Raw genomic sequence first — 19,890 nt, forward strand, 5'->3', positions numbered from 1 at the left:
TCTACAGTTGCCTGAGCCCCGGTAACCGCTCCGCCAGCTGGCGAATGACCGGCGGCAGTTCTTCATCGATACCCATAGCGTATTTGGCCACCCGGTTTCTGGCAAATGGCATCGCCTTCGCCGCGCCCAGGCCCAGGTTGCGGAGCAGGTGCAGTGGCGGCGTCCGGTTGCTGAACAGATGGTAGAACACATCCATGGCGAGCATCATGCGGCGGTTTGCCGGGCGTCGCTGCCGCTCGTATTGTGTCAGCCATGCCGGGTCAGCCAGGTTGAGGCCAGCGCGCCTGGCCTCGCGGACCACGTTTTGCAGTGCGCGGGCGTCCTGGAAGCCCAGGTTCACACCCTGGCCAGCCAGCGGATTGATGGTATGTGCAGCATCGCCCACGAGCACCACACGGTTTTTTACATAGTTGCGGGCGTGCTGACGGGCGATCGGAAAGCTGGCTCTGGCGTCAATATGGGTCAATGGCGGCAGTTCCGGCGGGAAAGCGTTCTGTATTTCCGCCATCAACGCCTCGTTATCCAGTGATTTCAGTCGCGCCAGTTCCTCCGGCGAGTCATACCACACCAGGGATGCCCAGCTTTCGCCATTGCCCGCCGAGTGCAGTGGCAGGAAGGCGCGCGGGCCGGAAGGATAGAAACCCTGCCAGGTGATGTCTTCGACAGGGCCCTGGTAGCGAACGGAGATCACCATCGCCTGTTGCTGGTACTGGTCGCGGGTGACACCAATACCAGCGATGTCACGGACCACGGAGGCGGCGCCATCGGCACCGACTACCAGTTGGCAAGTCAGTTCGGTACCGTCCTCCAGAGCCACGCTGGCGTGGTCCTGACCATTGTCGAGGCGGGCGACGGCGTTGTCAGCAAACAGGGAAACCGTTGAAAGTGACGCTGCGCAGTTCCACAGAGCCTGCTGAGTTACGCGATTCTCCACGATATGGCCCAGGTGGCTGGTCGAGAGGTTTCTGGCGTCAAACACCACTTCCGCGATCTTGCGGGGAAACAGGTTGCTGAGAGGATGCTGTGTTTCGTCCCATACCGCCAGCCGGGAGTAGGCTGTTGCACGCATGGAGAGTATGTCTGACCAGACGTCGAGCTCGGCGAGGTAGCGCTCACTGCCAGCGCTCAGGGCTGACACCCGGATATCCGGGGAGAGCGACGCGTCAAAGGTCGGCGCAGAGCCACGATCAACCAGGGCTACGCGAAAACCATTGCGGCCAAGGCCGGTCGCAAGGGCAGCACCGACCATGCCGGCACCGACAATCACAATATCAAAGGCTTGAGTCATAACGGGTTCCTGTCTGATACGCCCAGTTTACGCGATGGACGCATCCAGACAAGCCACCCGGGCCAAGCCGGATGTAATTGCCGCTGTCAGTAGCCGGCCAGGTTGGCAGCGTGGCTGTCTGTCAGCGACTCCGCCTTACGGGCGCGGCCTTTAAGCCAGGCCGGCTTTTGTGAGCCCGGCTTGACGAACCCCTGTTCAAGCACCATGGGATGCGCCAGGCTCAGGAAGTCCCTGGTTTTCATGTGGATGGACTCGGTGTGGGTGCCGGCGGCAAAAGCAAGTTCCGGCTGCCGTGTCAGTGCTTCAGCGCAGTACACCGACATGTCAAAGAGGTTGCCAAATGGTGGCATGGCGCCCACTTCGCATTCGGGGAAACGATCCTGAAACTCCTGTTCATCCGCAAGATCAACAAAATCGGTATCGAGAATCCGGGTCAAGCGGTCCCAGCGAATACGCCACGTGGCGGGCATGACCAGCATGGCCATTTTGCCGTCCAGTTCGATAATCACGGTTTTCACCACCCGGTCACCGGCAATCTTTACGTGATGGGCAAGTTGCTGAGCGGTGAATGCAGGGGGATGGGACAGGCACATGTATTCCACGTCTGCCTGGTCAAGGTATTCCTTCAACTGCTGTACCGGCATAGTGACAACCTCCTACCAGCAATGACAGCGGTACTGGAACCGGCGGTTCTTGGGGCCGGCTCCGCTGACTGGCGTTGAAGCAGCTGTTACGACTTCAACGCCATTATTGGTCAGCTTAGTTGAGGTTATACAGAATGCGAGTTACAGATTGTGTTGTTGAGATACCCGTCACTCGGTTTTGTACAGGTGTACATCCCGCTGGGGGAAGGGGATGGTGATGCCCTCGGCGTCAAATGCCTTTTTTACTTTTTCATGCATGTCCCAGTAATACGGCCACAGGTCATCGGTGGCCACCCAGGCACGGAACATCAGGTTGACCGAGTTGTCGCCAAGGCTGCCGACACAGATTCGCGGTTCGGGATCTTTCAGGGAGCGCTCGTCTTCATCGAACAGGCGCTGGAGAATGGCTTTGGCCTTGTCGATGTCGTCGTTGTAACCGATGCCAAAGGTCATATCACAACGGCGCTTCTCATAGATGCTGACGTTCACCAGAGTCGCATTGGACAGGCTGCCGTTGGGAATGACGATACGGCGGTTGTCGAATGTGTTCACTACGGTGTAGAGGATCTGGATCTCGGCCACAGCGCCCAGGAAACCCTGTGCCTCAATGGTGTCACCTACCTTGAAGGGCTTGAAGATCAGAATAAGCACGCCACCGGCAAAGTTGGCAAGGCTGCCCTGAAGGGCCAGGCCGATGGCGAGGCCGGCAGCACCGATGACTGCGATGAACGAGGTGGTTGCGATACCGATCATGGAAGCGACCGAGATCAGCAGCATTACCTTGAAGATGGCACTGACCAGGCCGCAAAGGAACTTGTTCAGGGTCGGGTCTTTGGCCCCGAGTTTTTTGTCGAGAACCGCTATAAACCGGTTGATCAGCCAGAGGCCAACAACAAGAGTGACAATCGCCAGCACGAACTTCGGGGCATAGGTCATAATCAGCGACAATGCCTGGTCCCATAGTTCTGACGCGTTAATGTTGGTTCCCAGAAGGTCGTCCATTCAGTTGCTCCTTTTTTTCGTATCTATGACTGGTTTCCCGAAAGCTGAAAGGGACCACGGGTGGTGAATGCAAGAACAGCTTTCGACTTGTTATAGCAGAGGTTTGTTGCAAGCGCGTAGCACGAGTCTGCATCCGTTCGCAGGCTGTGTACGTCAGCGATCAGCGTCTGGCCCACTCCATGATGGTTTCTGGCCCACCCTGCACAACAATTCGGCCTGCCTTCTGGTTTAGCTGGTAGTCGTACATGGGGTCGTAGTAATGGTCCAGCAAAGCACAGATCCATTCATGGTGGGCGCTCACATCCCCTGTCCTGTGCTGGATGTCGAGGGCGCTCTCCATCATCTGTCGCAGTTGGTCATGGCGCTCGCCACCGAGACGTTTGCGAATCCGGTCCAGAGCGCTGAGCAGGTAGTCCCGGAAATTGAGCCAACCGGCCTCTGCACCGTCGCGCTCGATGTAGTCGGCAACCATCTGGTCGACATAGTCTTCCCGGATAATTTTCATCCGTTCCTCGATGGGCTGATCAAGCACCATCAGGGGGGCAGTGGACATTCGTTCCCGCAGGCTTTCCGGCAGGGCGCATCGACCCACCAGCCTGCTTTCGTCCTCCAGGTAAACCGGGCCTCCGACGTGGTGATGGGCCTTGAGCATCGCGACGGCAAGGCGGTTCTCGAAATCGATCTGGGAGGGTTGGGGGGTCACCTGACGGCCAAAACTGGAACCACGGTGGTTAGCCAGGCCTTCGAGGTCAACAGGGTTGGGTAGCCGGCTTAGTACGCGGGTCTTGCCGGTACCGGTGCGACCACTGAGGACGACAAATTCCGAGGATTCGATGAGGGCTTCGAGACTGTCTATCAGAAAGCGACGCATGGCCTTGTAGCCACCGGTGACCAGTGGGTAGTCGATGCCGGACTCAAGAATCCACTGCTGGGTCAGCCGCGAACGCAGGCCGCCACGGAAGCAGAACAGGTACCCGTCCGGGTTCATCGCCGTAAAGCGTTTCCAGGCCTCGATGCGCTGTTCCCTGAGGTCGCCCGCCACCAACTGATGACCAAGCTCGATAGCCTTGTCCTGGCCCTTTTCCTTGTAGCAGATACCAACCCGGTGGCGTTCTTCGTCGTTCATCAGCGGCGCATTGATGGCGCTCGGGAAGCTGCCCCTGTTGAATTCCACCGGTGCCCGCACATCCATGAGTGGAATGTCGTTCAGAAACAGGAATAGATAGTCACTGGTGTCGGGTCTGGAGGGCATGGCAGGTTAGGGTTCGTACTGGAAATGAGGTCGCAGTATAACCGAAATGCCGGTTTTTTGCTTGCCTGTGGGTGTTCCGCTGGACCGCTGCCATTAGAATACATCCCCTGCCAGGTACATGATCCGGAGTAATAATGAACCCTGATTATCTGAACAAGCATCTTGCCAGAACCCTCAGTCGTGGGCGGGTTGTCGCAACGGCACCGGCGGGTTGCCCTGCCATATCGCTTCACCTGTTCGACCCGGGTGTGCTTGAGGGGCCGCTGAGTCATGAGGAGGCACAGGCAGTGGTCGCCGAACCCGCATACTGGTCATTCTGCTGGGCCAGTGGTCAGGTGTTGGCGAGTTATGTTCTCGCCAATCCGGATCTGGTAGCGGGTCGGGTGGTGCTTGATTTTGGTTCGGGCTCGGGCATTGTTGCCATCGCAGCTGCGATGGCAGGGGCCAGGGAGGCTATTGCCTGTGATATCGACCCGGCGGCACTTGATGCTGCTGCAGCGAATGCCAGGCTCAATGGCGTCACAGTCTCTCTTTGTGATGACTGGAACCGACGGCCACAAAATGTGGAGGTTATTACAGCGGCGGACGTGTTGTATGACCCGGAGAACCGCCCTCGGCTCTCTCTGTTCCGGCAGGCGGCACCGCGGGTGCTTCTGGCGGACTCTCGGATGAAACACCTGGGAGACGATCATTACAGGCAGCAGGCCGTAGTTGAAGCGCGCACCTGGCCGGATCTGCATGAATTCGAGGAATTCAACCGGGTACGGGTTTATCTGGCGGGCGAGGGTGCTGTCTGATAAGTGAACAAAAAAAAGGGCAACCTTTCGGCTACCCTCTTTCGGAACAGGTGTCGCGTCCTTGCGCTAATGGCAACCAACCCTGTTGCCGTTTTCCCTTGCCAGTCCCTGGTGCCAGCGTCCGAGCCGGCGATCCGATTAGTTATCCCTTAAGCGAAGCGTCCCTGTGTCCTTGCTTCTCCCTGCATCCAGTTGCGGGGGTGCGTCCAGTGCGTCTTCCATTTCCTTGCCATCCTTGATGTAAACACTATACCAATCTCAATTTTACAAACGTGTGACCTGTTCACGTCAACGGTATGGAGATTAATATCCTGATCTTTTAAATATATTAGAATCAGTGGGTTGCGGTTTGACATGTTGATCTTGGCAGGTAAGCGTACGCGACGGAACAGCAAGATCCTACGTGCTTGTAGGAAATATCGCACAAGGAGTTGGGCGCATGTCTCAGGTCCGGTTTTCCGACCGTCTCATCGGGCTTGGCAGAAGTCCGATAGTGACACCTGCGGCATCGGCAAGGATGTCGGTTACAGCGAACGTGCGATACGGCAACTGGGCCTGGACGATTTCAATCGACACGCCAAAAGCCATAAGGGCGACGATGATCCAGAGTCGGCTGAGGCCGGGCAAGGCCAGGCGGGTGACGATCGTCAGCTGCAGGAAGGCGAGCACGTGATTGAGCTTGTCGTTATCTGATGAAGGAACCGGATAGGGTTCGCTTGTGGTTGCAAGATAAAAAATAACGACTGCAGAAACTACCAGAATCGCCCGCCAGAATGGCTGAAAATCAAGCAGGGAGCGAATGTGTTGAGTCAGAAATGCCATGTACACCGTCGGGCTGTGGTGGAGTTTGCAACATGATATGCTTTGCGCCCGGTTGGTGTCATCGAAGCTGAGGTGCTACGAGGTATGTTGAAGGGTAATTTTTTCCGCGGCCTGGGATACCTCGGAGAGGGATTCCGGCTGATACGGCAGCCGGGACTGAGACTGTTCGTTGTTATTCCCCTCGTTATTAACATTCTGTTATTCGGCCTTCTGTTCTACTTCCTGGCCGAACTCTTCTCTGCCATGATCGCCACCGCCATGAGCTGGCTGCCGGACTGGGCCTGGCTGCAAAGCCTGGACTGGTTGTTCTGGTTGCTCTACGGCATTGTCATTCTGCTCATGCTCGCTTACGGCTTCGTTATCGTAGCCAACCTGATCGGCTCCCCCTTCTACGGCTACCTGGCGGAATTGACTGAAAAGCATCTGACCGGGCAGGAAGTCAGCACCGACGAGGGCTGGAGTCAGATAGTGCGGGATATTCCCCGCGCGCTATGGCGTGAAGTCCAGAAAATTATCTATTACCTGCCCAGGGCCATCATATTGTTTATTGTCGGCATTATTCCGGTGGTTAATCTGGTAGCGGCGGTACTGTGGTTTATTTTCAATTGCTGGATGATGGCGCTGCAGTATGTGGACTACCCGGCGGATAATCACCGGGTCAGTTTTACCGCCCTGCGCCGTCTGCTGGGGGAAACCCGTCTGTCAGCCCTGGGGTTTGGGCTGCCGGTGGCTCTGGCGGCCATGGTGCCGGTATTGAACCTGGTTGTGGTTCCCGCTGCGGTTTGCGGAGCTACCGCCTATTGGGTCCGGGAGAACGGACCCTCAGACAAAGACGTATAAAGCGGTCACGGTGAGTTAAATCTGTCGGAGGTTTCTTGGATACATCGGAATTTGTAATCGGCCAGCGTTGGGTCAGTCACAGTGATACCTCGCTGGGCCTTGGTATTGTCACGGATATTTCGGGCCGCCGGGTGACGCTGGGCTTTCCCGCAGCGGATGAGGAGCGAACCTACGCCATCGACAATGCACCCCTGTCGAGAATCATCTACCAGATTGGCGAGGAGATAGAGACCTTTAACGGCGAGCGCTACGTCGTTCGTGCGGTTGAGGATATCGGCGGCGTATTGATGTATCACGCTGATGATGGCGGCGATAACCTGACCCAGATTTCAGAGGTGAAACTGAGCAGCTCGGTGGATTTTTCCGCACCCCATCAGCGCTTGTTTGCTGGCCAGTTCGATCGTAACGGCGCATTCCGCCTGCGTATGGCAACGGCAAACCACCTTGACCGGTTACGGGCATCCTCAGCCCAGGGGCTGATTGGTGCGCGCACCCAACACCTGCCACACCAGATCTACATCGCTCACGAAGTGGCCAAGCGCTATGCGCCGCGGGTTCTGCTGGCGGACGAAGTGGGACTGGGCAAAACCATTGAAGCAGGCCTGATTCTCCACTATCAGTTGCATACGAACCGTGCCCGTCGCGTGCTGATTGTTGTGCCGGATTCATTAATGCATCAGTGGTTGGTGGAAATGCTGCGACGGTTCAACCTGCGGTTCTCGATCATTGATCAGGGGCGTTACGAGGCCATGGCGGACTTTGCCGAACTGCCGGACGAGGATGACGACCTGGCAGACGCCGATGAAAACCCGTTCGAGAGCGAGCAGCTCGCTCTATGCAGCCTGGATTTCCTGATGAGCAGTGAGCAGGCTCAGGCGGATGCCATTGCTGCCGGATGGGACCTGATGGTGGTGGATGAAGCTCATCACCTGGCCTGGAGCCCGGAAGCGGCCAGCCCGGAATACCACCTGGTTGAACAGCTTTCCGCAGTCAGCAATGGTCTGCTGCTGTTGACGGCAACACCTGAGCAGGTGGGGGTTGCCAGCCACTTTGCCCGTCTGCGTTTGCTGGATCCCGCCCGGTTCCATGATCTGGAGGCCTTCAGGGAAGAAGAGAAACAGTATGAAGTGATCAACCGGGTGGTTTCCCACATTCGTGAACAGGGGATAGCAGCCCTCACCAGCGAGGACCGGGATTCTCTCAAAGGATGGCTGGGTGACGAGCTTGAAGCGTTGCTGTCCGATCAGGAGCCGGAACAGGCAGTGATTGATGCATTGCTTGATCGCCATGGTACCGGCCGGGTCTTGTTCCGCAACACACGGGCGGCCATCAAGGGGTTCCCCGAGCGCCATCCACTGCCGGCTGCGCTGCCTTGTCCGGAGTTATACCAGGACGACGACATTCGGTGTGGTCTGGCAGGGCTGACCCCTGAAACCGCCGTGGATGAAGAGCAATGGCTCGCCGAAGACCCCCGTGTTGCCTGGCTTGAAAAGACTCTGGCAGGTCTGAAACCAGCCAAGGTGGTCGTTATCTGTGCCCATGCCTCGACCGCCATGGCGCTGGAGCACTACCTGCAATTGCGGGCCGGGATCCGCAGTGCGGCCTTCCATGAACACCTTAGCCTGGTTGAGCGGGACCGGGCAGCCGCCTACTTCTCTGACACCGAGCAGGGAGCACAGGCATTGATCTGCTCGGAAATCGGCAGTGAAGGGCGGAATTTCCAGTTTGCCCATCATCTGATCCTGTTTGATCTGCCCGCGAACCCCGATCTTCTGGAGCAGCGTATCGGCCGGCTGGACCGTATCGGCCAGACCGAAACCATCGATATACATATCCCTTACCTGGAGGGAACAGCCCAGGAGGTCCAGTACCGCTGGTTTGAGGAAGGCCTGAATGCTTTCAGCGAAAGCTGCTCCGTGGGCGTTGCGGTCCACGATCATGTGGCCGGACAGTGGCAGGCTGCGATTGATGGCCAGGTTGATGAACTGGCGTCACTGCTGGAAGCCTCTCAGTCCGAGGCCGAGCGCCTGCGCACATTGCTGCGTAACGGCCGCGACGCGCTGATTGAACTGAATTCCTGTCGACCCGAAGTGGCGGATGCCCTGATCAGCCAGATCGAATCCGAAGAGGAATCCGCCCGGGTTCGTGATTACATGATCGACGCCTGCGATATTCTGGGTGTGGATGTGGAAGACCACTCCGAACACGCCGATGTACTGCGTCCCGGGGAGCAATACCAGGCGGGGCACGTGACGGAACTGCCGGAAGACGGGATGACCGTGACCTGGAGCCGTCAGCAGGCCCTTGAGCGGGAAGACATGGCGTTCATGAGCTGGGAGCATCCACTGGTGACCGGCGTGATGGAGTCCGTCACCAGTTCCGGGCTTGGCAAGGCGGCCCTGGCCAGCATGACAGTAAAGGCCCTGCCACCGGGCACCCTGTTGCTGGAGTGCCTGTTCACCGTGCATTGTCCGGCTCCGGAATCACTGCAGCTGTCCCGCTATCTGCCGGTGTCGCCTCTGCGCCTGTTGGTGGATGTGAACGGGCGGGAGCTTTCGGCAACCCTGCCTCACGACAGGCTTAACGACATGTGTTCCAATATCCGCAGGCGCACGGCCCAGGCCATAGTGCCCCAGATCCGCCCCCAGGTGGAAACCATGGTTGATCACGCCGAGACCCTGGCAGAGCCGCACCTGGAGCCGCTGCGAACGTCTGCGCTGGCCCGGGTCCGGAATGTTTTCGGCTCCGAAATCCGCCGTCTGGAGTCGATGAAACAGGTAAACCCGGCTATCCGTGAGGATGAAATCGAGTTTTTCCGGGAGCAGCTGACAGCAGCGGAATCGGCCCTGGGTCAGGCCAGCCTGTCGCTGGAAGGTATTCGTGTGATTGTAACTGCCTGAGGGCGAAGCAGTTGCTGGCCAGAATTCATCTGATCAGGTAGGTTAAACGTAACGAATTGTAGTTTTTGACATTCAAAACCACGGACGACAGAGAGTATCCATGATGACTTTCATACTGTTTCTTGCTGCTGTTGCCGGACTCCTCGTTGTAATGCGCAACGAATCCGGCGCCAAACCCGCCATCGGGGTCATGGCAGTGACAGGTGTGCTTTCGCTGTTCTTTGCCTCGGGCGCACTGGCACTGATCCTGTTCATCGGTGCTGCCATCACGGCGGTGGCCGGCCTGCCGGCCTTCCGCCAGAGCTGGCTGACCCCACGGGTGTTCGCCATGTTCAAGAAGGTGGCCCCCAAGGTGTCCGATACCGAAAAAGTGGCCCTGGAAGCGGGTACCGTAGGCTGGGACGGTGAGCTGTTCACCGGGCGTCCTGACTGGCACAGCCTGCTGATCAACCGTAATACCGGCCTGTCTGAAAAGGAACAGGCCTTTGTGGACAACCAGTGCACCCAGGCCATTTCCATGTGTAACGCCTGGGATCTGGCGGTCGAGCGCGCCGATCTGCCTGAAGAGCTCTGGGATTTCCTGAAGAAAGAAAAGTTTTTCGGCATGATCATCCCCGAGGAGTACGGTGGCCTGCATTTCTCTGCCAAGGCTCAGACAGCGGTATTGCAGAAGCTGGCCGGTAACGAAATGCTGATGGTAACCGTGGGTGTGCCCAATTCACTCGGCCCGGGTGAGCTGTTGGTCAAATACGGTACCGATGAGCAGAAGAACCATTACCTGCCACGCCTGGCGGATGGTCGCGAGATACCCTGTTTCGGCCTCACTGGCCCGCGCGCCGGCTCGGACGCCACTTCACTGCCGGATACCGGTATCGTCTGCAAAGGCGAATTCGAAGGCAAGGAAGTGTTGGGTCTGCGACTCAATTTTGAAAAGCGCTGGATCACCCTGGCGCCGGTCGCCACCGTGGTGGGCCTGGCTTTCCGCATGTTTGACCCGGGCGGTCTGTTGGGCGACACCAAGGACTATGGCATTACCTGCGCACTGATTCCCCGCAACACCAAGGGCATGGAAATCGGCCGTCGTCATTGCCCCATTGGTACGCCGTTCATGAACGGCCCTATCAAGGGCACTGATGTGTTCATTCCGCTGGATTACATCATCGGCGGCCAGGAAATGGCGGGGCAGGGCTGGCGCATGCTGGTTGAATGCCTCTCCGTTGGCCGTTGTATTACGCTGCCATCCGGTGCGGCCGGTGCTGCGGCCTATTCCGTCGGCACGGCCGGCGGCTTTACCCGCATTCGTCGCCAGTTCAATACGCCGGTGGCTGACATGGAAGGCGTGCAGGAACCATTGGCCCGCATTGCTGCCCAGACCTATATCGCCCAGTCCGCGGTAAACCAGACCGCCAACATGATCGACAAGGGTGAGAAGCCGGCTGTGCCTTCCGCCATCCTGAAATATCACCTGACGGAAATACAGCGTGCGGTCCTCACCGACGCCATGGACGTTCACGGTGGTAAAACCGTTACGCTTGGCCCCCGTAACTACCTGGGCATCGGCTTCAGTGGTGCTGCGGTATCCATCACTGTGGAAGGCGCCAACATCATGACTCGCAGCCTGATGATCTTCGGTCAGGGCGCAATCCGCTGCCATCCCTATGTCCTGAAGGAACTGGCGGCGAAAGATAACGATGATATCGACGCGTTCGACGATGCCTTCTTCAGCCACGCCGGCCTGATCTTTGGTAACGCCGCCCGTGCCTTCACCCAGGCTCTGGGTCTCGGCAAGGCGGACGTGCCATTTGATCATGCAGCCCGCAAATATGCCCAGGGTGTGGCCCGATTCAGCGCTGCCTTCGGTCTGTGCGCTGACGCAGCAATGACGACGCTGGGCTCAGAGCTGAAAATGCGCGAACTCATATCGGCTCGCCTCGGGGACGTATTGTCAAACCTCTACCTGGCTTCCATGGTGCTGAAGAACTGGCACGAAACCCAGCCGGTTGACGGCGAGCGGGACCTGATGGAATACAGCATGGCATTCCTGCTGTACCGCGCGGAAAATGCCATGGACGAATTCCTGCAGAATCTGCCTAATCGACCGGTAGCCCTCGCCCTTCGCGCTATCACCATGCCCCTCGGTCGTCGCTGGGACAGACCCCACGATGACCTGGCCCGTAAGCTGGCCAAGGCCATCTCTACGGATAGTCCGGTCCGTGAGAAGCTGTTGAAAGGTGTCTGGACCACTGAGGGAGAAGGTACAGTGGAAAATCCGATCGCACGCTACAATGGCCTGCTGAAGGATTACGAGAAGGCAGAGCAGCTCTATCGCAAAGCCACCAAGGCATACGCCAAGGGCCAGTTGCCGATGGACGCACTGCACCCGGAAGAGCGCTTCGAAGCCGCATTGGAGGCGGATATCTTCAGCAAGGAAGAAGCCGACTTCATGCGCGAGTACGAAGCAGTGGTTCTGGAAATGCTGACCGTCGACGACTTTCCGTTCGACGAGTTTGCCCGCAACAAGGACACATTGATCGACCACAATCCGGCCTGATCTGGGCTTTCGTGTCCGGGCAAGGGGTGCTGTTCCAGCACCCCTTTTTTATTTCCCGTTCAGGATGCCAGGCACCACTCTGCCTGCCAGACCAATGAGAATGGCGCCAAAGATGCGTTCGAACCAGATGGCTTTCTGCCTGAGCAGAGTCAGCCATTTGGGGTTGGAGAACAGCCACGCGACGATCAGATACCAGCTGGTGTCGATGGCCAACGCCGTTGCGGCATAGCCAAACTTGGCCGTCAGGCTGGTATCGGTACCCACCACCTGGCTGAACAGGGCCAGAAAAAACATGGCGATCTTCGGGTTGAAGAAGGCTATCAGAAAGCCGTCCCGGGCAGCACTTTTTGTGGTCGGGGGCTGCGGAAGTTCCTCACTCTCCTGCCGCTTTGCCATCAGCCCTTTGACACCAAGCCAGGCCAGGTAGAGTGCGCCGCCCCACTGCAGGATCAGGAATGCAGTGGGAGAGGCGGTGATGATTGCGGCCAGGCCAAGGATGCTCAGAAAAGCATAGATCCCGACTCCTATTCCATGGGACAGAGCCGTGATGACACCGTTGCGGCGCCCACCAGTCAGGGTTTGTTTGAGCACCAGAGCGAGTGAGGGGCCCGGGGACATAGCGCCGAGAATACAGATGGTGACGACAGTCAGCCAGGTGGCCAGTGTCATGGTTACTGACCTCCCACAATCCAGCGAGCAGCTTTCTCTGCAATCATCAGGGTGGGCGAGTTGGTGTTGCCGCTGGTAATGGTGGGCATCACGCCGGCATCGACCACGCGCAGGCCTGCAACGCCCCGCACCCGCAGATGGGGGTCGACCACGGCCAGTTCGTCGTCCGCGCGGCCCATGCGGGTAGTGCCCACCGGATGGAAAATGGTGGTCCCGATATCCCCCGCCAGCCTTGTGAGCTCATCGTCAGTCTGATACTCCAGGCCGGGTTTGAACTCCTCCGGCTGGTATTGCATGAACGTGGGTTGTTCGGCAATGCGTCGCGTCACCCGCAGCGAATCCGCAGCTACTTTGCGGTCTTCGGGGGTGCTCAGGTAATTCGGCGAAATGGCCGGGGCCTGCCTGGGATCGCTGCTGCGAATGCGCACCGTGCCACGGCTGGTGGGGTTGAGATTGCAGACGCTGGCGGTAATGGCCGGGAAATCATGCAATGGCTGACCGAATGCGTCCAGACTCAGGGGCTGGACGTGATATTCGATGTTGGCATGGTCGAATTCCTCGGAGCTGCGGGTGAACAGACACAGCTGTGACGGCGCCATGCTCATGGGGCCGGAGCGGGTCAGCAGATACTCCAGACCGATGCGGGCCTTGCCGATCAGCGAGTTGGCCATGGTGTTCAGGGTGGTGACGCCCTTCACCTTGTACACGGACCGGATCTGCAGGTGGTCCTGCAGATTCTCACCAACACCGGGCAGATCGGCGACCACATCAATGCCGTGCTCTTTGAGAAGATCAGCCGGTCCGATACCGGACAACTGCAGCAGTTGCGGTGAACCTATGGCACCGGCGGAAAGAATGACCTCCCGTTTTGCCCCGGCAACCGTTTCACCTTGCCCCGGCCGCTCGACACGCACGCCGGTGCAGCGGGGGACGGAACCGGAGGATTCCGTTTCCAGGCCGAGCACATGGGTGGAATGCCAGAGAGTAAGGTTGGGGCGCTTTTCGGCTTCCCGCAGGAAGGCCTTGGATGTGTTCCATCGCCAGCCCGAACGCTGGTTCACTTCAAAATAGTCCACACCCTCGTTGTCCCCCCGGTTGAAATCCCGCGTCCGGGGAATGCCGGCCTCGACGCAGGCGGTGGCAAAGTCTTCCAGCACTTTCCATTTCAGGCGCTGGTGTTCCACACGCCATTCGCCGCCGTGGCCATGATATTTATGGTGCTCCGGATCGGCGTCGCCGCCTTCATCCAGACGATAGTGATCTTCGTGGCGCATGAAGTCAGGGAGGCAGTTGTCCCAGCGCCAGGCGTCCTCACCGGTAGTCTCGGCCCACTGGTCATAATCCCGGGCCTGACCACGAATGTAGAGCATTCCGTTGATGCTGGAGCAGCCGCCCAGGGTCTTGCCACGGGGGTAGATCAGTGAGCGACCGTTCAGTCCCGGGTCCGGCTCGGTGCGAAAACGCCAGTCGGTGCGCGGATTGTCAATGCAGTACAGATAGCCCACGGGGATGTGGATCCAGTGATAATTGTCCCGGCCCCCGGCTTCGATCAGCAATACCCGGTTGGCCGGGTTCGCACTGAGGCGGTTGGCCAGCAGGCAGCCGGCGGTGCCGGCACCGATCACGATGTAGTCGAACTCCTGCTGTCCCTGTGCATTCCTGTTGTCGGGCATGGCGTTTTCTCCGCAGCTTATTCGGCCGTTATTTGGCTGTCGGCATGACAAACTCTGCGCCCGCGTCAATTGAGTCCGACCAGCGCTGCATGATGGATTTCTGGCGCGTGTAGAACTTTACGCCTTCTTCGCCATAGGCATGGGTGTCGCCGAATAAAGACCGTTTCCAGCCACCGAAGCCGTGCCAAGCCATGGGAACGGGAATCGGTACGTTGATGCCTACCATACCCACCTGGATGCGACGACCGAATTCACGGGCCACGCTGCCATTTTCAGTAAAGCAGCTAACGCCGTTGCCGAATTCATGGTCATTGATCAGGCGAATTGCGGTCGCGATGTCCGGGACCCGCACGCAGGCAAGGACCGGCCCAAAGATCTCTTCCTTATAGATTGTCATATCCGGGGTGACGTGGTCGAACAGGGTGCCGCCCATCCAGAAACCATTCTCGCACCCCTCTCCGGTATTCGAGGCGTCGAACTCGCGGCCATCGACGACCAGTTCGGCACCCTCGGCCACACCCTTGTCAATGTAGCCGTTAATGCGCTGATGCGCGGCACCTGTGACGATCGGACCCATCTCCGCATCCGGTTGCTCGCCGTTCTTCACCTTCAGTGCGCGTGTCCTTTCGGCCAGCCGGGGCATGATCTGGTCCGCCACATCGCCAACCAGAACAGCCACGCTGATGGCCATGCAGCGTTCGCCGGCACTGCCGTAGGCTGCACCGATCAGGGCATCCACGGCCTTGTCCAGATCAGCGTCCGGCATCACCACCATGTGGTTCTTGGCGCCACCCAGGGCCTGGATGCGTTTGCCATGCTTTGCGCCTTTCTCGTAGAGCAGGTTGGCAATCGGAGTAGAGCCTACAAAGCTCAATGCCTGCACATCAGGATGCTCAATCAGCGCTTCCACTGCATCCTTGTCGCCCTGCACCACGTTGAATACGCCCTCGGGCAGTCCAGCCTGGTGAAGCAGATCAGCAATCATCAGTGATGCGCTCGGGTCCAGAGGGCTTGGCTTCAGCACAAAGGTATTACCCGCAGCGATGGCGACCGGGAACATCCACATGGGCACCATGACCGGGAAGTTGAACGGAGTAACACCGGCTACAACGCCCAGGGGCTGGCGCATGGTCCAGTTGTCGATGCCGGTGCTGACCTGATCGGTGTAGTCGCCCTTGAGCAACTGAGGGATGCCGCAGGCGAACTCGACAATGTCGATACCCCGGGCGACTTCCCCCTGGGCATCGGTGAAGACCTTTCCATGCTCGGCGGTGATGGCCCGGGCCAGATCGTCCTTGTGCTTGTTGAGCAGTTCCAGGAATCTGAACATCACACGGGCGCGGCGGATGGGCGGGGTGTCCGCCCATGCGGGAAAGGCCGCATCAGCCGCCGCAACGGCAGCGTCGACATCGGCGCGATTGGCTAGAGCCACATGACCAGTGACCTGGCCAGTGGCCGGATTGAACACGTCCTGGAATTGGTCGGAAGTGCCAGCAGATATTTCGCCATTGATATAATGCTGAATGGTTGTGTTGGTCATGGATGCCTCGATATTTTCGCGTGAAATCCTCCGTAGAAGCCGATTATAGAGTGGTTGCGGAGGTTTCTGCCGATATTGATGGATATTTGATCATTCAGGCTAGAGGGGTTCGGAGTCCAAAGCAATTGAGATTTTTTAAAGCTATATATAAGGTAAACTTATATCACTTCAGAACAATAGAGGCCTCTCATGCATCCGCTCCAGAGCCTGCGGGCATTTATCACGGTTGCCCGCGAGGGCAGTGTGTCCCGCGCAGCGGCTCGCCTTCACCTCACGCAACCGGCGGTCAGCCTGAAACTCAAGCATCTTCAGGATGAGCTGGATCTGAAACTGTTCCAGCGCAAACCTCAGGGTCTGGTCCTCACCCCGGACGGCCAGGCTCTATTACCATCTGCCGAGAAGGCCCTGGCGGCCATGTCGGCGTTCGAGCAGAACGCCCGGGCCCTGCACAGCACCCTGAGGGGGCGGCTCAGACTGGGCACCATCGTCGACCCCGAGTTCATTCGCCTGGGCGCCTTCCTGCACCGGCTCGTGGAGCGCGCACCGCAACTGGAAACGGAACTGCACCAGGGCATGAGTGGTAGCGTGCTGGAACAAGTACGGGATGGCCGCCTGGACGTCGGGTTTTTCCTGGCTCCACCCGGCGTCGGTCCGGGTGCACTGGCGCCCGAAGTCGCCCATCGGGAACTGACCCGGTTTCACTATTATGTGATTGCACCGGCGGGCTGGGGCCAGCGAATCCTGTCGAACGAGTGGTCAGAACTGGCGGCCATGCCCTGGATAGTCACACCCGAGAGCTCCGTCCACCATCGGTTGCTCAAAGGCACCCTGGAACCGCTGGGTTTGGCGCCTCACGGTGTCGCCCAGGTCGACCAGGAGGCCTGCATGCTGGACCTGGTCCGGGCTGGTGTCGGCCTGAGTTTGGCGAGGGACGCCCTGGCCATGGCCGAACGTCAGGAACGGGGCCTGGTGGTCGTGGAAGGTGTTCAGCTGCCCTGTGCCCTGAGTTTCATCTGGCGCCGCGATCGGCAGGACGAACCGCTGATTGCCGAAGCGCTGGAGGCTCTGGCAGGCGTCTGGGGCCTCAGTGAAACAATATCCTAAGATGGACGACTACTTAACTTGCAGGTTGTTTGACGGCATACTCCGGGGACTGGTGCCGGGTGTTGGCATCCCTTCCCGGGATTGTGTGAAGCCATGGATGGCTTCACTCAAGCGCACATGGATGTGCTCGTAGCGTGTCCCGGGAAGGGATGGCAACACCCGGCGTGCACCCAAGCCCAAGCAAGAGGCATGGAACAAAAGAATGTGGCTATCAATCCTGGCAGTAAGCGCCGGAGCCGTTATAGGCGCTAACCTGAGATGGGCCCTGGGCCTCTGGCTCAACAGCAGCTATCACGCCATCCCCTATGGCACCCTGGTGGCAAACCTCTCCGGCGGCTGGCTCGTGGGCCTGCTGATCGGCTACTTTGTCCATGGCACCTCCCTGGCGCCCGAGTGGCGCCTGTTTGCCATCACCGGCCTTTGTGGCGCCCTGACTACCTTCTCCACCTTCTCTCTGGAAATGTTCTCAGCCATCCAGGAAGGCAAGTGGAGCATGGCCCTTGCCGGGATACTGGCCCATGTGGTTGGTTCTATCCTTATGACCGCGCTGGGAATTTACACCTTCGGACTGGTCCGGGGATGATGGGTACCACTACTTATGCAATTAATTCAAAATGGGCTTGGCAATCCCGAAAACAAGGAGTAGAGTTATTTGCGTAGGAAAGATTCAGCAAAGCATTCATGAATAAGACGTACCTCCGCAGTTAGTAGTGACCGTCCTGTTTTTGATTCCGCGAGTTCTGTTTTTCCGTAAACGCTGATCAGGCATCATGTCGATGGCCTGGCGGCAAGATAAAATGATTGATTTCAGGAAGTTTAAGTATGTCTACTACTACCGGTACTGTTAAGTTCTTCAACGAAGCTAAAGGCTTTGGCTTTATTACTCGTGAAGGCGGCCCGGACGTATTCGTTCACTACAGCGCAATTCAGGGCAGCGGTTTCAAGACCCTGGCAGAAGGCCAGCAGGTTGAGTTCACCGTTACCCAGGGCCAGAAAGGTCCTCAGGCGGAAAACGTAACTGCTATCTAACGGATAGTAGTCACCGCCAGAAAGGCAGCTTCGGCTGCCTTTTTTTGTGTCCGAATTTTGTGATTCCCTCCCGGATATGACATCTTTTATCTCCTGCCGCTTGCGATAGCCGAACCGTTACATTGCCCGGGGCCCTGTATGTTCAAAATCCTGAAAGCTGTCTGGATTCTTTTCTGGGCCGCACTGCTGACACTGATTCTGTTCCTGCCGATAGTGATTGCCTCTCTGGCCGGCCACAAAGGCAATGCCGCATTTTTCGGTACCCAGGTCTATGCCTGGTGCATCCTCAAACTGACGGGCATCCGTCTACGGGTAAGCGGGCGGGAAAACATCGACCCCGCCCGGCGCTACGTTATCCTCAGCAACCATGCGTCCTATTTCGATCCGCCGGCCCTGGTTCTGGCCTTGGGGCTGCAGTACCGTTGGGTGATCAAGAAGGAACTGAGGAAAGTGCCCCTGTTTGGCCTGGCACTGGAAACCTCTCGCAACCTGTTTATCGACCGGTCCAGGGGCAGCGACGCCCTGGAGAGCATCAAGCGGGGGGTGGCGCAGCTGCCGGAAGGAACCAGTATTCTGATATTCCCGGAGGGAACCCGGTCCTGGGACGGTAAACTGCTGCCCTTCAAGAAAGGCGGTTTTGTGATTGCCCGTGACGGCAAGCTGCCCATACTGCCAGTGACGATAAGGGGTTCACATGACAGGCTTCCCAAGGGAACAGCGGCGTTTTCACCGGGGATTATAGAGATCATTGTTCATCCGCCGGTGGCGACGGCCGGGCGCGAGGTGGAGGACGTACGGGAAGAAGTGAAGGGCACCATAGAGAGTGCCCTCTGAAGGCCTGGATCAGTCTTTGAAGACTTCTTCGTAAAGTCGCATGGTGCCTTCCCAGGAACGATTTGCAGCCTCCTCATTGTAGGCAATGGGCAGTCCGAATTCCTCGGCGACCTTGTCTGCGCCAGGATTGGTAAAGGAGTGCAGAACTCCCGGGAAGCTGACCAGAGTCAGGTCCGCTTCGGCGTCCTGCATTTCTTTCACCAGAGCGGAAACCTGGTCTGATGGCACCATCTGATCCGCTCCACCGGTATAGACATGAATTCGGGGCTGGACCTCGCCGGCTTCGGCCTTGATGGGACTTCCCAGGGCCCCGTGGAAGCTGACTACGGCGTCCAGATCCACGCCCAGGCGGGCCATGTTCAGTACCACGGCACCGCCGAAGCAGTACCCCTGCGCGGCAATCCTGCTGCTGTCCACACTGTCGTGCTGTTGCAGCAACTCCTTGGCAGCCATAAAGCGGGCCTTGACCTGATCCATGTTGCTGGTTGCTTGCTGCATGAATTTCTGAGCATCTTCGGGGTGTTCAGCGAGCTTGCCCGAACCGTACATGTCCAGGGCGAATGCGGTGTAGCCTGACGCAGCAAGCTTTTCCGCCTGCTTACGGGCGAATTCGTTATGACCCCACCATTCATGAACCACAAGAACGCCAGGGCGTTTACCGTCAGCTTCGTCGTCGTAGGCCATGTAGCCGGTGAAGGTTTCACCGTTGACTTTATATTCCACGGTTTCTGTCTGCATTTCTGCTGATACCTGTCCACTTGCCAAGGTAATGGCTGCGGCCAGTGAAAGTGCCGCCGGCCTGGTAAAGAAAGTTACTGCCGATGCAAGTCTGTTTGTGTTCATTCGTTCCTGCTCCTTTTGGGTCGATCGCCTGGTTGGTCCGGTGTTTTACGCCGGGACCCGTTGAACCGATGCATTCATTTGCTACTGCCGGTGCCAGACCTT

The 19,890-nt window shown here is 58.2% G+C and carries 17 protein-coding genes; 8 read left to right on the plus strand and 9 right to left on the minus strand.

What is annotated here, in order from left to right:
* Position 1: 1 nt before the first annotated feature.
* From QPM17_RS07650 to mnmH, 4 genes are all read right to left on the minus strand, one after another.
* On the minus strand, positions 2-1,288 hold the full coding sequence (locus QPM17_RS07650; RefSeq protein WP_285390065.1) for an FAD-dependent monooxygenase: 1,287 nt from the start codon (positions 1,286-1,288) through the stop codon (positions 2-4).
* 86 nt (positions 1,289-1,374) lie between these two features.
* Positions 1,375-1,932: an aminoacyl-tRNA deacylase gene (locus QPM17_RS07655; protein ID WP_285390066.1), complete on the minus strand. Its 558-nt coding sequence runs from the start codon at positions 1,930-1,932 to the stop codon at positions 1,375-1,377.
* A gap of 168 nt (positions 1,933-2,100) precedes the next feature.
* Complete coding sequence (locus QPM17_RS07660; RefSeq protein WP_285390067.1) at positions 2,101-2,934, minus strand: mechanosensitive ion channel family protein; 834 nt, start codon at positions 2,932-2,934, stop codon at positions 2,101-2,103.
* 160 nt (positions 2,935-3,094) lie between these two features.
* Positions 3,095-4,186 carry a tRNA 2-selenouridine(34) synthase MnmH gene (mnmH, locus tag QPM17_RS07665; RefSeq protein WP_285390068.1) on the minus strand — a complete coding sequence of 364 codons (1,092 nt, stop codon included), beginning with the start codon at positions 4,184-4,186 and terminating at the stop codon, positions 3,095-3,097.
* A gap of 134 nt (positions 4,187-4,320) precedes the next feature.
* Here mnmH and QPM17_RS07670 point away from each other — a divergent pair, with 134 nt between their 5' ends.
* On the plus strand, positions 4,321-4,983 hold the full coding sequence (locus QPM17_RS07670; protein WP_285390069.1) for a class I SAM-dependent methyltransferase: 663 nt from the start codon (positions 4,321-4,323) through the stop codon (positions 4,981-4,983).
* A gap of 444 nt (positions 4,984-5,427) precedes the next feature.
* On the opposite strand, the gene QPM17_RS07675 is transcribed toward QPM17_RS07670, so the two are convergent.
* A complete protein-coding gene (locus tag QPM17_RS07675; RefSeq protein WP_285390070.1) occupies positions 5,428-5,805 on the minus strand; it encodes a VanZ family protein in 378 nt (125 codons plus the stop codon).
* Between the two features lie 84 nt (positions 5,806-5,889).
* Here QPM17_RS07675 and cysZ point away from each other — a divergent pair, with 84 nt between their 5' ends.
* From cysZ to QPM17_RS07690, 3 genes are all read left to right on the plus strand, one after another.
* On the plus strand, positions 5,890-6,645 hold the full coding sequence (cysZ, locus tag QPM17_RS07680) for a sulfate transporter CysZ (RefSeq protein ID WP_285390071.1): 756 nt from the start codon (positions 5,890-5,892) through the stop codon (positions 6,643-6,645).
* A 35-nt stretch (positions 6,646-6,680) separates the two neighbouring features.
* Entirely contained in the window at positions 6,681-9,545 is a 2,865-nt protein-coding gene (gene rapA / locus QPM17_RS07685) for an RNA polymerase-associated protein RapA (RefSeq protein WP_285390072.1), read from the plus strand.
* A gap of 103 nt (positions 9,546-9,648) precedes the next feature.
* Positions 9,649-12,096 (plus strand): acyl-CoA dehydrogenase, encoded by a 2,448-nt coding sequence (locus QPM17_RS07690; RefSeq protein WP_285390355.1) that lies wholly within the window; start codon positions 9,649-9,651, stop codon positions 12,094-12,096.
* 48 nt (positions 12,097-12,144) lie between these two features.
* On the opposite strand, the gene QPM17_RS07695 is transcribed toward QPM17_RS07690, so the two are convergent.
* Genes QPM17_RS07695 through QPM17_RS07705 form a run of 3 tightly spaced genes read right to left on the minus strand, consistent with a single transcriptional unit; the run spans position 12,145 to position 15,978 of the window.
* Positions 12,145-12,765 (minus strand): LysE family translocator, encoded by a 621-nt coding sequence (locus QPM17_RS07695; RefSeq protein ID WP_285390073.1) that lies wholly within the window; start codon positions 12,763-12,765, stop codon positions 12,145-12,147.
* A 2-nt stretch (positions 12,766-12,767) separates the two neighbouring features.
* The gene (locus tag QPM17_RS07700; RefSeq protein WP_285390074.1) at positions 12,768-14,438 is read right to left on the minus strand and encodes a GMC family oxidoreductase; all 1,671 of its coding nucleotides are present in this window, start codon (positions 14,436-14,438) and stop codon (positions 12,768-12,770) included.
* Positions 14,439-14,466: 28 nt separating this feature from the next.
* The gene (locus QPM17_RS07705; protein WP_285390075.1) at positions 14,467-15,978 is read right to left on the minus strand and encodes a CoA-acylating methylmalonate-semialdehyde dehydrogenase; all 1,512 of its coding nucleotides are present in this window, start codon (positions 15,976-15,978) and stop codon (positions 14,467-14,469) included.
* Positions 15,979-16,167: 189 nt separating this feature from the next.
* On the opposite strand from QPM17_RS07705, the gene QPM17_RS07710 reads away from it, so the two are divergent.
* The 4 genes from QPM17_RS07710 (at position 16,168) to QPM17_RS07725 (ending at position 18,945) form a co-directional block, all read left to right on the plus strand.
* On the plus strand, positions 16,168-17,082 hold the full coding sequence (locus tag QPM17_RS07710; protein ID WP_285390076.1) for a LysR family transcriptional regulator: 915 nt from the start codon (positions 16,168-16,170) through the stop codon (positions 17,080-17,082).
* Positions 17,083-17,284: 202 nt separating this feature from the next.
* Positions 17,285-17,665 carry a fluoride efflux transporter CrcB gene (crcB, locus tag QPM17_RS07715; protein ID WP_285390077.1) on the plus strand — a complete coding sequence of 127 codons (381 nt, stop codon included), beginning with the start codon at positions 17,285-17,287 and terminating at the stop codon, positions 17,663-17,665.
* Positions 17,666-17,904: 239 nt separating this feature from the next.
* On the plus strand, positions 17,905-18,111 hold the full coding sequence (locus QPM17_RS07720; RefSeq protein ID WP_007154967.1) for a cold-shock protein: 207 nt from the start codon (positions 17,905-17,907) through the stop codon (positions 18,109-18,111).
* A 138-nt stretch (positions 18,112-18,249) separates the two neighbouring features.
* Entirely contained in the window at positions 18,250-18,945 is a 696-nt protein-coding gene (locus tag QPM17_RS07725; protein WP_285390078.1) for a lysophospholipid acyltransferase family protein, read from the plus strand.
* A gap of 9 nt (positions 18,946-18,954) precedes the next feature.
* Here QPM17_RS07725 and QPM17_RS07730 read toward each other — a convergent pair whose 3' ends face one another.
* Positions 18,955-19,788: a dienelactone hydrolase family protein gene (locus QPM17_RS07730; RefSeq protein ID WP_422732737.1), complete on the minus strand. Its 834-nt coding sequence runs from the start codon at positions 19,786-19,788 to the stop codon at positions 18,955-18,957.
* Positions 19,789-19,890 lie beyond the last annotated feature (102 nt).

This window comes from Marinobacter azerbaijanicus (genome assembly GCF_030250645.1).
GTDB lineage: Bacteria > Pseudomonadota > Gammaproteobacteria > Pseudomonadales > Oleiphilaceae > Marinobacter > Marinobacter azerbaijanicus.

What these genes read in the sequence shown, in the direction of transcription:
- QPM17_RS07650 (WP_285390065.1), bottom strand. Translation starts at nt 1,288, where the DNA reads ATGACTCAAGCCTTTGATATTGTGATTGTCGGTGCCGGCATGGTCGGT.
- QPM17_RS07655 (WP_285390066.1), bottom strand. Translation starts at nt 1,932, where the DNA reads ATGCCGGTACAGCAGTTGAAGGAATACCTTGACCAGGCAGACGTGGAA.
- QPM17_RS07660 (WP_285390067.1), bottom strand. Translation starts at nt 2,934, where the DNA reads ATGGACGACCTTCTGGGAACCAACATTAACGCGTCAGAACTATGGGAC.
- mnmH (WP_285390068.1), bottom strand. Translation starts at nt 4,186, where the DNA reads ATGCCCTCCAGACCCGACACCAGTGACTATCTATTCCTGTTTCTGAAC.
- QPM17_RS07670 (WP_285390069.1), top strand. Translation starts at nt 4,321, where the DNA reads ATGAACCCTGATTATCTGAACAAGCATCTTGCCAGAACCCTCAGTCGT.
- QPM17_RS07675 (WP_285390070.1), bottom strand. Translation starts at nt 5,805, where the DNA reads ATGGCATTTCTGACTCAACACATTCGCTCCCTGCTTGATTTTCAGCCA.
- cysZ (WP_285390071.1), top strand. Translation starts at nt 5,890, where the DNA reads ATGTTGAAGGGTAATTTTTTCCGCGGCCTGGGATACCTCGGAGAGGGA.
- QPM17_RS07690 (WP_285390355.1), top strand. Translation starts at nt 9,649, where the DNA reads ATGACTTTCATACTGTTTCTTGCTGCTGTTGCCGGACTCCTCGTTGTA.
- QPM17_RS07695 (WP_285390073.1), bottom strand. Translation starts at nt 12,765, where the DNA reads ATGACACTGGCCACCTGGCTGACTGTCGTCACCATCTGTATTCTCGGC.
- QPM17_RS07700 (WP_285390074.1), bottom strand. Translation starts at nt 14,438, where the DNA reads ATGCCCGACAACAGGAATGCACAGGGACAGCAGGAGTTCGACTACATC.
- QPM17_RS07705 (WP_285390075.1), bottom strand. Translation starts at nt 15,978, where the DNA reads ATGACCAACACAACCATTCAGCATTATATCAATGGCGAAATATCTGCT.
- QPM17_RS07710 (WP_285390076.1), top strand. Translation starts at nt 16,168, where the DNA reads ATGCATCCGCTCCAGAGCCTGCGGGCATTTATCACGGTTGCCCGCGAG.
- crcB (WP_285390077.1), top strand. Translation starts at nt 17,285, where the DNA reads ATGTGGCTATCAATCCTGGCAGTAAGCGCCGGAGCCGTTATAGGCGCT.
- QPM17_RS07720 (WP_007154967.1), top strand. Translation starts at nt 17,905, where the DNA reads ATGTCTACTACTACCGGTACTGTTAAGTTCTTCAACGAAGCTAAAGGC.
- QPM17_RS07725 (WP_285390078.1), top strand. Translation starts at nt 18,250, where the DNA reads ATGTTCAAAATCCTGAAAGCTGTCTGGATTCTTTTCTGGGCCGCACTG.
- QPM17_RS07730 (WP_422732737.1), bottom strand. Translation starts at nt 19,788, where the DNA reads ATGAACACAAACAGACTTGCATCGGCAGTAACTTTCTTTACCAGGCCG.